The sequence below is a fragment of the Pandoraea sputorum genome (assembly GCF_000814845.2).
Taxonomy (GTDB): Bacteria; Pseudomonadota; Gammaproteobacteria; order Burkholderiales; family Burkholderiaceae; genus Pandoraea; species Pandoraea sputorum.
Window position 1 is genome coordinate 4,194,866 of record NZ_CP010431.2, and the last position, 13,756, is coordinate 4,208,621.

Annotated in this window: 11 protein-coding genes; 7 read left to right on the forward strand and 4 right to left on the reverse strand. The window is 63.1% G+C overall.

What is annotated here, in order from left to right:
- Positions 1-9: 9 nt before the first annotated feature.
- On the reverse strand, positions 10-507 hold the full coding sequence (locus tag NA29_RS18455; protein ID WP_039400318.1) for an SRPBCC family protein: 498 nt from the start codon (positions 505-507) through the stop codon (positions 10-12).
- A gap of 2 nt (positions 508-509) precedes the next feature.
- Entirely contained in the window at positions 510-842 is a 333-nt protein-coding gene (locus tag NA29_RS18460; RefSeq protein ID WP_039400320.1) for an ArsR/SmtB family transcription factor, read from the reverse strand.
- A 145-nt stretch (positions 843-987) separates the two neighbouring features.
- Here NA29_RS18460 and ribBA point away from each other — a divergent pair, with 145 nt between their 5' ends.
- The 4 genes from ribBA (at position 988) to NA29_RS18480 (ending at position 4,441) form a co-directional block, all read left to right on the forward strand.
- Complete coding sequence (ribBA, locus tag NA29_RS18465) at positions 988-2,109, forward strand: bifunctional 3,4-dihydroxy-2-butanone-4-phosphate synthase/GTP cyclohydrolase II (RefSeq protein WP_039400322.1); 1,122 nt, start codon at positions 988-990, stop codon at positions 2,107-2,109.
- A 123-nt stretch (positions 2,110-2,232) separates the two neighbouring features.
- Positions 2,233-2,748, forward strand: coding sequence for a 6,7-dimethyl-8-ribityllumazine synthase (ribH, locus tag NA29_RS18470; protein WP_039400325.1), 516 nt, complete (start codon positions 2,233-2,235; stop codon positions 2,746-2,748).
- The gene (gene nusB / locus NA29_RS18475; RefSeq protein ID WP_039400328.1) at positions 2,748-3,200 is read left to right on the forward strand and encodes a transcription antitermination factor NusB; all 453 of its coding nucleotides are present in this window, start codon (positions 2,748-2,750) and stop codon (positions 3,198-3,200) included. Before ribH ends, nusB begins: the two co-directional genes overlap by 1 nt.
- Before the next feature lie 38 nt (positions 3,201-3,238).
- Positions 3,239-4,441 carry a pyridoxal phosphate-dependent aminotransferase gene (locus tag NA29_RS18480; RefSeq protein ID WP_174555914.1) on the forward strand — a complete coding sequence of 401 codons (1,203 nt, stop codon included), beginning with the start codon at positions 3,239-3,241 and terminating at the stop codon, positions 4,439-4,441.
- 152 nt (positions 4,442-4,593) lie between these two features.
- Here NA29_RS18480 and NA29_RS18485 read toward each other — a convergent pair whose 3' ends face one another.
- The gene (locus tag NA29_RS18485; protein WP_084103913.1) at positions 4,594-5,649 is read right to left on the reverse strand and encodes a lytic transglycosylase domain-containing protein; all 1,056 of its coding nucleotides are present in this window, start codon (positions 5,647-5,649) and stop codon (positions 4,594-4,596) included.
- Positions 5,650-6,217: 568 nt separating this feature from the next.
- Here NA29_RS18485 and NA29_RS18490 point away from each other — a divergent pair.
- The 3 genes from NA29_RS18490 to NA29_RS18500 all read left to right on the forward strand — a co-directional run bounded on the left by NA29_RS18490 (position 6,218) and on the right by NA29_RS18500 (position 11,516).
- Complete coding sequence (locus NA29_RS18490; RefSeq protein WP_039400330.1) at positions 6,218-7,768, forward strand: UbiD family decarboxylase; 1,551 nt, start codon at positions 6,218-6,220, stop codon at positions 7,766-7,768.
- A 213-nt stretch (positions 7,769-7,981) separates the two neighbouring features.
- Positions 7,982-9,490, forward strand: coding sequence for an NAD-dependent succinate-semialdehyde dehydrogenase (locus NA29_RS18495; protein WP_039400331.1), 1,509 nt, complete (start codon positions 7,982-7,984; stop codon positions 9,488-9,490).
- Positions 9,491-9,899: 409 nt separating this feature from the next.
- Positions 9,900-11,516 carry an APC family permease gene (locus NA29_RS18500; RefSeq protein ID WP_039400333.1) on the forward strand — a complete coding sequence of 539 codons (1,617 nt, stop codon included), beginning with the start codon at positions 9,900-9,902 and terminating at the stop codon, positions 11,514-11,516.
- Positions 11,517-11,590: 74 nt separating this feature from the next.
- Here the strand turns inward: NA29_RS18500 and NA29_RS18505 are convergent, their stop codons facing one another.
- Positions 11,591-13,507 carry a GGDEF domain-containing protein gene (locus NA29_RS18505; protein ID WP_039400335.1) on the reverse strand — a complete coding sequence of 639 codons (1,917 nt, stop codon included), beginning with the start codon at positions 13,505-13,507 and terminating at the stop codon, positions 11,591-11,593.
- Between the last annotated feature and the right edge of the window lie 249 nt (positions 13,508-13,756).

The following is a 13,756-nucleotide window of genomic DNA, read 5'->3' on the forward strand; positions in this document are numbered from 1 at the left end:
TCGGCTGAGTTACTTCATCAGATCGACCAGTTGATCCAGTGCCTTGCCCCAACCGTCGTGGAAGCCCATGGCTTCGTGCTGCGCGCGCGTGGCTTCGTTGCCGTGCATGGCGATCGCCGTGTAGCGCGTGCCCTTACCTTGCGTCTCCATCAGCACGGCGGCTGTGAACTGAAAGCCCCCGTGTTCGGCCACCGGCGCAGGCGCAGGACGAAAGCCGGGCAGCACCGCGTTCGTCCACACGAGTCGCGAATTCTCGACCACCTCCAGATAGCAGCCGACGTTCGGAAACTGCTGGCCTTCCGGCGAACGCATGACAGTGTGAAACAGACCGCCCGGGCGCAGATCGATTTCGCACTCGACCGTTTGCCAGGGCGCCGGCGTGAACCACTTCTTGAGATGCTCAGGCTGCGTCCACGCAGCCCAGACACGCTCGCACGGCACGTCGACATAGCGCTCCAGCACCAGGTCCAGCTTCGGATCCACCGAAAACAGGTTGGGTCGGCTCATCTTCACGTCTCCTTCATCTGCCATAGATAGTTGTCGAGTTGGTCGAGGCGGCGCGTCCACTTGTCGCGCTGCAACTGGAGCCAATCCTGTGCGCCCGCCAGCGTTTCGGTCTCCAGCGCGTAGGTCCGCACACGCCCAGTTTTACGCGAGACGACCAGCCCGCTCTCCTCCAGCACGCTCAGATGCTGCGAGAAGGACGGCAACGCCATTGAAAACGGACGCGCGAGTTCACTCACCGACGCCGGGCCCAACGTCAGGCGTTCGACGACCGCACGACGTGTCGGATCGGATAACGCCTGAAAGATTCGATCGAGAGGGATGGATTGGTTAGCCATGTGCCTAACTATAGTCATCGCAGTTACTTAGGTCAAGACCTTTGTATTGACGCTTTTCCGTTGTCCGATGTGCCAGATCGGACGCAGCCGCGCACCGGCTTGGCGTAGAATAGAGCCTTTCCAAATCGAGCCCCGCGTTGCCGCTATGCCGTTGGCCACTACAGAAGAAATCATTGCCGAGCTCAAGGCCGGCCGCATGGTTGTCCTCGTTGACGAGGAAGATCGTGAAAACGAAGGCGACCTGGTCATGGCAGCCGAATTCGCAACGCCCGAAGCCATCAACTTCATGGCGAAGTACGGTCGCGGCCTGATCTGCCTCACGCTCACGCAAGCGCGCTGCAAGCAACTCAACCTGCCGCTGATGACGTATCGCAACGGCACGCAATACGGCACGGCGTTCACGCTGTCGATCGAAGCGGCCGAAGGCGTGACCACGGGCATCTCCGCCGCCGACCGCGCCCATACGGTGCAGACGGCGATTTCGCGCGACGCCCGTCCCGAAGATATCGTCCAGCCGGGTCACGTGTTCCCGATCATGGCGCAACCTGGCGGCGTGCTGGTGCGCGCCGGTCACACCGAAGCCGGTTGCGACCTGACGGCGATGGCCGGTCTCACGCCTGCGGCCGTCATCTGCGAAATCATGAATGACGACGGCACGATGGCGCGTCTGCCGCAGTTGCTGGAGTTCGCCGAGCAGCACAACATCAAGATCGGCACCATCGTCGATCTCATCCACTATCGCAGCCGTACCGAATCGATGATCGAGACGGTGTCGTCGCGCGAGATGCAGACGGCATGGGGCCCCTTCCAGGCCACGCTCTATCGCGACAAACCGAGCGGCAATCCGCATCTGGCGCTGGTGCGCGGCGTGCCATCGCCCGACGAAGAGACGCTGGTGCGCGTGCACGAGCCGCTGTCGGTGATGGACCTGCTGGAGACCGGCGTGTCGACCCACTCGTGGACGCTGGCCGGTGCGATGAAGGCAATTGCCGAAGAGGGCAAAGGCGTGGTCGTGCTGCTGAACTGCGTCGAGACGCCCGAGCATCTCTTCAATCAATTCGAAGCGCTCGACGAAACCGAGAAGGCGGCACGCGCTAAGCGCCGCCCGGTGGACTTCCGTACGCACGGCGTCGGCGCGCAGATCCTGCGTGAGCTGGGTGTCGGTAAAATGCGAGTCCTGTCGAGCCCGCGCAAGATTCCCAACATGGCAGGTTATGGCCTTGAGGTCACCGGTTTCCAACCGATGCCCGGCGCCGTGACTGCCTGAGTTACCTTGTATCGGCGTCCTGTCTTTGGCGGGACGTCATCTTGCCGAGCCTTGCCTGTCTCGGGCATGCCGGCATAACGTTGGCCGCACCGCCTGGACGGTACTTTTTTGAGGAAGCCCATTATGGAAATCGGACAATACCAGCCGGAACTCGACGGTGAAGGCCTGCGCGTGGGCATCGTGCAAGCACGATTCAATGACGCGGTCTGCACCGCACTGCGCACCGCAGCCGTGGCCGAACTCGACCGCCTGGGCGTCGACGGCGAAGACGTGCTGCTTGTGACCGTGCCCGGCGCGCTGGAAATTCCGCTGGCATTGCAGAAGATGGCCGAAAGCGGCCAGTTCGACGCGCTTATCGCGCTTGGCGCGGTGATCCGCGGCGAGACGTATCACTTTGAGCTGGTGTCGAACGAAAGCGGCGCCGGCATTACGCGCATCGGTCTCGATTTCGGTATTCCCATCGCTAACGCGGTGCTGACGACCGAGAACGACGAACAGGCCGAAGTGCGCGCCGCCGAGAAGGGCCGCGATGCGGCTCGCGTGGCGGTGGAAATGGCCAATCTGCTCGAAGCCATCGACATGTTGAGTGGCGACGATGCAGAGGATGAAGACGAAGACGAAGAAGAGGAAGATCGGTAATGAAGAGTGCACGGCGCCGCGCGCGCGAATTTGCGCTGCAAGGAGTGTATCAATGGCTGATTTCGCGCGGCCACGCGAGTGAGATCGATGCTCACCTGCGCTCCACCCCTGGCTACGACAAGGCGGATCAGGCCCTGCTGGAAGCTGTCCTGTATGGCAGCATCCGCGAGGCCGACGCCCTGTCGGAGCAACTCCAGCCGCATCTGGACCGTCCGGCAGCGCAACTGTCGCCGATCGAACATGCCGCGCTCATCGCGGGTGCGTACGAACTGATTCATCTTCAGGACGTGCCGTACCGTGTGGTGATCAACGAGGCGGTCGAAGTCGTGAAGACCTTCGGCGGACCGGACGGTCACCGTTTCGTGAACGGCGTACTCGACAAGTTCGCCGCCGAGGTTCGCCCGGCGGAAGTCGCGGCGAACCGCAATGGCGGTCGCGGCAAGAGCGCCTGACGTTCCAACGTAAGTAAGCCCCCCGTCCTCCCCCCGATATGGACCGCATGCCCAACCTTGCCTCCGCGCTGACACTGGCGCAACGTGTCGACGACATCGCCCCTTTTCACGTGATGGAGTTGGCCAAGCAGGCCGCGTTGCGTGAGAAGGCGGGGCACCATGTGATCCACATGGGCATCGGGGAGCCGGATTTCACGGCCCCCGAAGCGGTCATCGAGGCTGCGGCGAAAGCCATGCGCGACGGCCGGACGCAATACACCAGCGCGATGGGCGTTCCCGCGCTGCGCGAAGCCATCTCCGGCTACTACCGTAGGTTTTACGGGGTGGACGTCGATCCGTCGCGCATCGTCGTGACGGCCGGCGCATCGGCTGCGCTGGTCCTGGCCTGTGCAGCGCTCGTAGGTGTGGGCGACGAAGTGCTGATGCCGGATCCCTGCTATCCGTGCAACCGTCACTTCGTCTCAACGTTCGACGGCAAGCCGGTGCTGATTCCGTCGGGTCCGGCGGAGCGTTTCCAGCTTACGGCAGAGCGCATCGAATCCCATTGGGGGCCGAAGACGAAGGGCGTACTGCTCGCGTCGCCGTCGAACCCGACGGGCACATCCATCGAGACCGACGAACTTGCACGCATTGTGAAGACGGTGCGCGCGCGTGGCGGCTTCACGCTCGTCGACGAGATTTATCAGGGCCTGTCGTACGACGGCAAGCCGACGACCGCGCTGAGCTTCGGCGACGACGTGCTGGTCGTGAGCAGCTTCTCGAAGTACTTCAACATGACGGGCTGGCGTCTTGGCTGGCTGGTGGTGCCACCGTCTCTCGTGCCGACGTTCGAGAAGCTTTCGCAGAATCTGTTCATCTGCCCGTCGGCGGTGGCGCAGCATGCTGCAACGGCATGTTTCCTCCCCGAAACGCTGGCGATTTACGAAACTCGCAAGGAAGCGTTCCGCCAACGGCGCGATTACGTTGTGCCCGCGCTGGAGCGTCTGGGCTTCAAGGTACCGGTGATGCCGGACGGCGCGTTCTACGTCTACGCCGACTGCACGGGTGTCCCGCACGCGGATGCTGGCGATAGCGACCGTCTCACGCAGGCGCTGCTTCAGCAGGCCGACGTCGTGCTGGTGCCCGGCCTCGACTTCGGGTTTGCCGAGCCGCGTCAGTACATCCGCTTGTCGTACGCGACGTCGCTTGAACAGTTGCACGAGGCGATGGACCGGATCGGCAGAGTCTTCGCATCAGGCTGAACGGTTTTCCTCACGCCAAAACAAAAAACCCATCGAAGCGATTCGATGGGTTTTTTGTTGGCTGCGCAATGCGTCTCTATATAGATAGCCTTGCTGGCCGATGGATGCGCCGGCCGTGGCGCATCGCGAGGTCGTCGGCAGGTGCCGATCGTTCAGGCTGCCGTGCTGTCGTCCGCTTCGAGCGGCTTGGCAGCCGCGGCCGCCTTGCCGTTCGAGTTCGACGCTGCGGGCGCGGGGGCCGATTCCGTCGTGTCGGCCGACTTGCCGGTCGAAACCGGCTTCGCGACCGGCTTGGCCGAGCTGACGATCACCGGCGCTTGCGGCTCGTTCGGCGAGACCTTGCGTCCCATGGTCACGCCACGGAGGCGATCGCGCTCGGCGAGCACCTTGGCACCGTAGCCACCGTCACCGGCGCTGGTCGATCCGACATACAGACGCAGACCGCCTGTCAGCGAACCGCCGCGTGCGATGCATTCCTTCAGGATCAAGGCACCGACCTTGATATTGGCCAGCGGATGCAGCGCAGCTTCCGGACCGCCGAAGTATTCGAGCTTGTCCTGATGCACTTTCGACATGACCTGCATGAGGCCCTGTGCGCCGACAGTGCTCTCGGCGTACGGGTTGAAACCCGATTCGATGGCCATCACGGCGAGCAGCAGCAGCGGATCGAGTCCGACTTCCTTGCCCGTCGAGTAAGCCGCGCGCACGAGGTTACCCGTCACGTCGCCCGCCACGCGATAGCGGCGTGCGAGATAGTCGGCAACGGCGATCTGCTCGCGCGTATCGAGCACCTTGGTGGCGCGCGCGTCGGCTGCCACTCGCTGGTTCGGAATATACGCTGCGAGGACAGCGGCCGACGGCACGTGCTGCGCCGCTTGCGCCATCATCGTCGAATCCGACGCCGTACCTTGTGCAACGATGCCGCCATTGGCGCCCTGGCCGGCCGCGTTGGCCGTACCGGTGGCTGCCTCAAGCAGCGGACCCACGCGCGACGCCATATCGGCGCGCCACGTCGGTCTGACCCACAGCGCCAACGTGCCAACCACGGCAACCAGACCGACCGCGCTGGACGTATACAGTCCAACACGACCGCCGTGCCAGGCAAGGCGACGCCAATCGCGGCGAGCCACGGCTACCGTTGCCGCGCCGCGCGCACGAAGCGCACCGAACACGGCCAGTAGCCAGGGTGATAAACCAGACTTCTTCATACTACGTACTCCGGTTACGCCGTCACCACGGGGTGGCCCCGGGGCGTAAGGAAGTAAGCCAGTATGCCCGCCAGGCATCCCGTTAAGCGCTTACTTACGGCATATGGAAAGAGGCGGTGCATCGTGTTGTCATGGACGATGCCGCTACCGCCGCAGCGCGCCGACCTGTTCAGGTCTCTGGCGCTGACGAGCTATCGCTCGCGCTGCTTCCTAAAACACTGGTTTCCCGACCTCGGTGAGAAAACCAGCCACTGAAAATCCACGTCGATGTTGTAGTTGTCGCTAAGCTCGAGCGGGTCGGCCTACCCGTCATCGAAGCCGCCTTTCTGGATTCAACGGGCGGATTGTAGCAGTGATATATAAACCGTCAATACTATTAATAGCCAAAATCATTACCAAAAGTAATTTGTAACACCTGTTTTGCCGTGACGTTTTACTGCCTTGGCCGGTAAAATGCCCTGCCCCACCCCGCGTTTACAAGGGTGTCACCCCGACTTTCGCGTGATTCAAACGCCCGTTCGATCCGGACGTATGAATTTCGTAAAAATTTTTGGTAACCGTTTGTTTCATGAAATATCTCGATCTTCGTGACTTCACCGCGCAACTGGAGCGATCCGGCCAGCTTCGTCGCGTAGACGTGCCGGTCTCGCCGGTGCTTGAGATGACAGCGCTGGCCGATCGCGTGCTCAAAGCCGGCGGCCCGGCCCTGTGGTTCGAGCGGCCGACCGGCCATGACATGCCCGTGCTTGCCAACTTGTTTGGCACCCCTGAACGAGTGGCACTGGGGATGGGTGTCGAGAACGGCGAGAACGCGCTCGGCTCGCTGCGCGATATCGGCCGTCTTCTCTCGACGCTCAAGGAACCCGAGCCGCCGCGCGGGCTGAAGGACGCAGGCAAGTTGCTCGGCATGGCCAAGGCCGTGTGGGACATGGCCCCGAAAGAAGTCGGCAGTCCGGTGTGTCAGGAGATCGTCTGGGAGGGCGACGACGTCGACCTCTCGCGTCTGCCGATCCAGACCTGCTGGCCCGGCGATGCAGCGCCGCTGATTACGTGGGGACTGGTCATCACCAAAGGCCCGCATCGCAAACGCCAGAACCTCGGCATCTATCGTCAGCAGGTCATCAGCCGCAACGAAGTCATCATGCGCTGGCTTGCGCATCGCGGCGGCGCGCTGGATTTCCGCGAGTTCGCGCAGGCGAATCCGGGCAAGCCGTTCCCGATTGCCGTTGCCCTCGGCGCCGATCCGGCGACCATGCTCGGCGCGGTCACCCCCGTTCCCGACACGCTCTCCGAGTATCAGTTTGCTGGTTTGCTGCGCGGCAGCCGCACGGAATTGGCCAAGTGCGTGACGCCCGGACTGGAGTCGCTACGCGTGCCCGCCCGCGCCGAGATCGTGCTGGAAGGCTTTATTTACCCGTCCGAACAACCGCCTGTCGTGCCCGAAGGCGCACCGCCGCCGCCCTCGCGGGGTGCGACCGCCGGTTACGAACACGCGCTCGAAGGCCCCTACGGCGATCACACCGGCTACTACAACGAGCAGGAATGGTTCCCCGTGTTCAAGATCGAGCGTATTACGATGCGCCGCAACGCCGTCTATCACTCGACCTACACGGGCAAACCGCCCGACGAGCCGGCTGTCCTCGGTGTGGCCTTGAATGAAGTCTTCGTGCCGCTGCTGCAAAAGCAATTCCCGGAAATCACCGACTTCTACCTGCCGCCCGAGGGTTGCAGCTACCGGATGGCCATCGTCCAGATGAAGAAGGCTTATCCGGGGCATGCCAAGCGCGTGATGTTCGGCGTGTGGAGCTTCCTGCGCCAGTTCATGTATACGAAGTTCATCGTCGTGGTGGACGAAGACGTCGATATCCGCGACTGGAAAGAGGTCATCTGGGCGATCACGACACGCGTCGACCCGACACGCGACACGACGCTCGTCGACCAGACCCCCATCGACTATCTCGATTTCGCCTCGCCCAAGGCTGGGCTGGGCTCGAAGATGGGGATCGACGCGACCAACAAGTGGCCGGGTGAAACTTCGCGCGAGTGGGGGCGTCCGATCGAAATGACCGCCGACGTCGACGCGCGCATGGCTGCTCTATATAAGGATCTCGGCCTGTAAAACGGGCCACCGATCCTGCGTCATGCCCAACGCCGGCGGCCATCAGGCTGTCGGCGTTTGTGTTTGCGCGCAATGCACGCTGCGCGCCACGAGCCTTCTCCATCAATAGAGTAAGCTGGCACCCGAAAGACAGATAAGCCGTATCCATTTCCATCCCCCGGGTCGGCGCGACCTCCCCCGAGCGCACCGGCCGGTCATCGAAAGGAGCTAATCGTGTCCTCGTCCCGCAATTCGCATGCCGCCCACGCATCAGCCAGGTCGCATCCCGCGCTGGCCCGCCTCAAAGATCCCGACCTGCTCAAGACCAGCGCCTATATCGACGGCGACTGGACGCAAGCCGACTCCCACGCCACCTTCGCAGTCAACGATCCGGCCACCGATGCCGAAATTGCGCAAGTCGCCGATCTCGGCGCGAAGGAAACCGAGCGCGCGCTCGTCGCCGCCGAGACCGCGCTGCCCGAGTGGCGCGGCAAGACGGGCAAGGAACGCGCCCGCATCATGCGTCACTGGTTCGATCTGATCATGGCGGCGCAGGACGACCTCGGCGCCATCATGACGGCCGAACAAGGCAAGCCGCTGGCCGAAGCCAAGGGTGAGGTGGCGTATGGCGCGTCGTTCATCGAGTGGTTCGCCGAGGAAGCCAAACGTATCGACGGCGACGTGCTCGCCTCGCCCGAAGGCGGCAAGCGCCTGCTGGTGCTCAAACAACCCATCGGCGTCTGTGCGTCGATCACGCCGTGGAACTTCCCCATCGCGATGATCACGCGCAAGATCGCGCCAGCCATCGCCGCGGGCTGCACCATCGTGGTCAAACCGGCCCGTCTCACTCCGCTATCTGCGTTGGCTCTGGCCGAACTGGCCGACCGCGCCGGTCTGCCCAAGGGCGTGTTCAATGTCGTGACGTCGAAAAACTCGTCGGACGTGGGCAACGTGCTGACGTCCAGCCCGCGCGTGCGCCATCTCTCCTTCACTGGCTCGACGCCGGTCGGTGCGAAGTTGATGGAGCAATGCGCGTCCACCATCAAGAAGGTGGCGCTCGAACTCGGCGGCCTCGCGCCGTTTCTTGTGTTCGACGACGCCGACGTCGACGCCGCCGTCGAAGGCTGCATCGCATCCAAATTCCGCAATGCAGGGCAAACGTGCGTCTGCGCCAACCGCATCTACGCGCAAGACGGAATTTACGACGCCTTCGTCGAAAAGCTCACTGCTGCGGTGAGCCGCCTGCGCGTGGGCAATGGCTTTGAGCCAGGCGTGGCGATCGGCCCGCTCATCGAGGATGCCGCCATCACCAAGGTCGAGCGTCACGTCGAGGACGCTGTGGCCAAGGGCGGACGCGTCACCGTCGGCGGCAAGGTGCTGCACGGCCGCTTCTTCGAGCCGACCGTCGTGGCCGACGCCAGCGCCGATATGCTCGTAGCCCAGGAGGAGACGTTCGGCCCGGTCGCGCCCGTCTTCCGCTTCAAGGACGAAGCCGACGGCATCCGGCTGGCGAACGCGTCCGACTTCGGACTGGCGTCGTATTTCTTCGCTCGCGACGTAGGCCGCGTATGGCGCGTAGCCGAAGGCATCGAGGCCGGTATGGTCGGTATCAACACCGGCCTCATCTCGAACGAAGTCGCACCATTCGGTGGGGTCAAGCAATCTGGACTGGGCCGCGAAGGGTCGAAATACGGCATCGACGAGTACCTTGAGATGAAGTATCTCTGTCTCGCCGGGATGTGAAACTCATCTGACCCTTTAACAATTTGTAATAGTGGCTTTCCCACAGCGTGAGCCGCGCCGCGACTGGGTTGCGCGCATTTCGACCTAACGTCGCCGAACCGGGTGCCATCGTGGAAGCGTTACAAAGTCCCACAGAGGCGGCACGGCTCGGGTAGAATCGCGCTTTTTTTCGCGAACCACGACTCCGACCCCAATTCGACCGGCACAAAGGCGAATTGCGGTGTGACGTCGGAAGTCGGTGCGGTGTCGCGAAGCCGATCAACAGAAGTCGCGTCCGTCAGCGCCGCCCCCGCGCCGTCATGCTCCTTGTGATGGCGACGGCCTGACTGCCGTGTCCGCCCTCGCGCAATGCGTCGCCCGCTCCCTGCGGGCGTCCGCTTGTCACCCCCCGGGCGTGGAGTAGACATCTATGGATAACAATCAATCCCTCATGCGCAACATCGGGCCGTTCGCCCTGATGTTGACCGGTCTCGGCTCGATCATCGGCTCCGGCTGGCTGTTCGGCGCCTGGAAAGCCGCCAAGATCGCCGGACCGGCGGCCCTTTTCGCCTGGCTTATCGGCGCTGTCGTGATTCTCGCCATTGCCCTGACGTACGCCGAACTCGGCGCGATGTTCCCCGAATCGGGCGGCATGGTGCGCTACTCCCGTTACTCGCATGGCAGTCTCGTCGGCTTCATCGCCGCCTGGGCCAACTGGATCGCCATCGTGTCGGTCATTCCGATCGAAGCCGAAGCGTCGATCCAGTACATGAGCACGTGGCCGTACGACTGGGCGCACGCCTTGTTCGTGGACGGCACGCTCACAACGAGCGGGTTAGTGCTGTCCGCCTTGCTCGTGATCGTCTACTTCATGCTGAACTACTGGGGCGTGAAGCTGTTCGCACGCGCCAACACGGCGATCACGCTCTTCAAGTTCGCGATTCCCGCGCTGACCATCGCCGGTCTGATGATTGCCGGTTTCCATCCCGGCAACTTCAACATCGCCGAGCATGGCGGCTTCGCGCCGAACGGCATGTCGGCGGTGCTGACCGCCGTCGCCACCTCCGGCATCGTGTTCGCCTTCAATGGCTTCCAAAGCCCCGTGAATCTCGCGGGTGAAGCGCGTGATCCGGGCCGCAGCATTCCGTTTGCAGTCGTCGGCTCGATCCTGCTTGCGACCGTCATCTACCTGTTGCTGCAAGTCGCGTACATCGGCGCGCTCTCGCCTGAGCAGCTCGCGGGCGGCTGGCACATGGTGAGCTTCAGTTCGCCGTTCGCCGAACTGGCGATTGCGCTGGGCCTGAACTGGCTGGCGATCGTGCTGTACTTCGACGCGTTCCTGAGCCCGAGCGGCACGGGCACGACGTACATGGCCACCACGAGCCGCATGATTTACGCGATGGAGCGCAACCGCACGTTGCCCGCCATCTTCGGTCGTGTGCACCCGCTGTACGGTGTGCCGCGTCAGGCGATGTGGTTCAACCTCGCGATCTCGTTCATCTTCATGTTCTTCTTCCGCGGCTGGGATTCGCTGGCCGCCGTGATCTCGGTGGCGACCGTGATTTCGTACCTCACCGGCCCGATCAGCGTGATGTCGCTGCGTCGTTCGGCGCCGGAGATGCACCGGCCGCTGCGCCTGCCGGGTCTATCGCTGATCGCGCCGTTTGCTTTCGTTTGCGCCTCGCTGATCCTGTACTGGGCCCGTTGGCCGCTGACCGGCCAGATAATCGTGCTGGTGGTCGTGGCGCTGCCGGTGTACTTCTACTACCAGGCAAAGGACAACTGGCAAGGGTTCGGTCGCGACCTCAAGGCCTCGTGGTGGCTGATCGGTTACCTGCCGTGCATGGCGCTTTGCTCGTACATCGGCAGCAAGGAGTTCGGCGGGCTCGGCGTGCTGCCTTATGGCTGGGACATGGTCATCGTAGCGGTGCTGTCGCTCGCGTTCTATCACTGGGGCGTGAAGGCTGGCTGGCGCACCCCGTACCTGTCGGAAGAGCGTGAAAACGACGCCGCGAGCATGGAAGGTATGCCAGCGCTGTCGCACTGAGTCTTAATCTGATTCAAAGGAAAAGCCCGCCGATTGGCGGGCTTTTTCTATGTGACGAAGCACCGCCGAGCGGCTCACCGATGCGCCCGACGCCGCTCGATGAACAGACTGTTACCGAGCGCGCGCTTGGCCATCTTCTTGGCATCGGCAGCCGCCGCCGAGACTTCCACGTGTGACGGAAAGCTCTCCGGCGTCACCGCGACCACACCAATCGACAGACTCGTGATCGGATGGAAGATGACCATGCCGCGACGATCCTCGGCCTCGAACCCGCCAGCAGCGATCTGATCCGGGTGGAAGTACTCCGTCACCGCTTCCCCGAAACGCGTGAGCGCTTCGCGGCACCGTGCCTCCCAATCGGGGCTACGGAATAGAATCAGGAAGTCGTCGCCGCCGATGTGTCCGAGGAAATCGCGCTCGGGATTGCGTACCGCCATCAGCACGCGCGCGACCAGTTGAATCAGGTCGTCGCCACGGCGATAGCCAAACACGTCGTTAAACGGCTTAAAGTTGTCCAGATCGACGTAACAGGCGTGGAACGACTGACGCTCCCCGATCATGCGATCCATGTAGTCGTCGATGGGCACGTTGCCCGGCAGTAGCGTCAGCGGGTTGGCATAGCGCGCCGCATCCAGTTGCATATCGGTGATGTGACGCATCAGCGCGTGTCCCTGCGCCACACCGAAGTAACGCCCCTGATCCGTGACGATGAAACCGGCCGCGATCTGACGGCTCGCCCCTTCGGCAATCATCCGGCTCAGATCCTCGACGCGTGCCGCCTTGTCGAACGTGAGCGGTCGCGGCTCCATCACGGCCGAGCATGGCTTGCGTCCGTACAACTCACGCGTGAACGGTCGTGCGAAGCGCCCGATCAGCGACGCCCGTCCAATCAGCCCGACGGCGCGCTCGCGCTCCACCACCGGTAGCACTTCCAGCGCGGGATCGCTCTCGAAGCGCGCCACCACATCCTCGCTGCGCGTGTCCGGCGAGACGGGCGCGACGTAGGAGGCAATGCGCTCGAGCGTCACGTTTCCCGCTCCCAACTGACTCGGTTGCTGGTGGACATAAGCACGGCGCTCGTTCACCACTTCCTGCACGTTCGCCGTGATGGCCCGCTGCGGCTGCGCTTCGGGTCGCGCAATGAAATACCCCTGCCCAAGAAAGATGCCCAGATCGCGCACGACCTGAAGCTCCTCGGCATGCTCGATGCCCTCGGCAATGACGCGCGTGCCGCTCGTCTCCGCAATTTGACGCATCGAGCGCACGAATTGAAGTTTGACGGTGTCGGTGTCGATACCGTCGACGAAATGCCGGTCGATCTTGACGTAATCGGGCCGCAGTTCCGACCAAAGGCGCAGACTCGCATAGCCCTCGCCCATGTCGTCGAGCGCCACTTCGAAGCCCAGCGCACGGTAGGCGGCAAGCGATGCGCGTGTGCTCGCCAGGTCCAGCGTGGGCGCTTGTTCGGTAAGCTCCAGCACGACGCGCTCAGGCGCGAGTCGGAACGACTGAAGCATGGCGAACGTCTCGTCCAGACCGAGCGATTCGCTCACGCCACCGCCGGGGTGCGCGCGCGTGACCGGACCGATGTTCAGGAACAGACGTTCAGGCAAGTCCTGCTCGACGAAGCCGCGCAGCACCGTGCGACGACAGGCGAGTTCGAGCGGTCCGCTCACGCCGTGACGCCGCGCCGCCGCGAACAACGCCATCGGCGAATGAATCGATGTCCCGGCAGGCCCGCGCACAAGGCCTTCGTAGCCCGCGATCTCAGAAGTGCGGAAATCGACGATGGGCTGGAACACACAGGTCAGGCCGATGCCTTCACAAAGATCGGCGAGCAGCGACGCTTCGTCGGGTTCGACGTACGGGCTGGCAGCGGGGGGCGAAGTAGAGAGAGCGGAAGCTGGCTGCGCATCGCGCGCTGTCGCGGGAGCGCCAAAGCGATCCTGCGGACGTATCCCGGCAACTGCGGCAGGCGGGAGAGGGTTCAACTGAGACTCCGTAAGTCGGTGCGGCGCGCCGGCATCATGCAAACAGCTGTACGTTATACGGACATGTGGCGGGCACACTCATGCGCACCGGGGGCATCTTGACTTCGATGTGCCCCGATCAAGTCTCACCCATTCCCCGTGTTTCACGTGCGGTCGTTGCTCTTTGGCCCATACCCGCGTCTTGTGACGGTGCCCGTGGGCACCCTCTTTTACTTGGCACTCAGGCTATCGCTGTTATTTGACAAAACC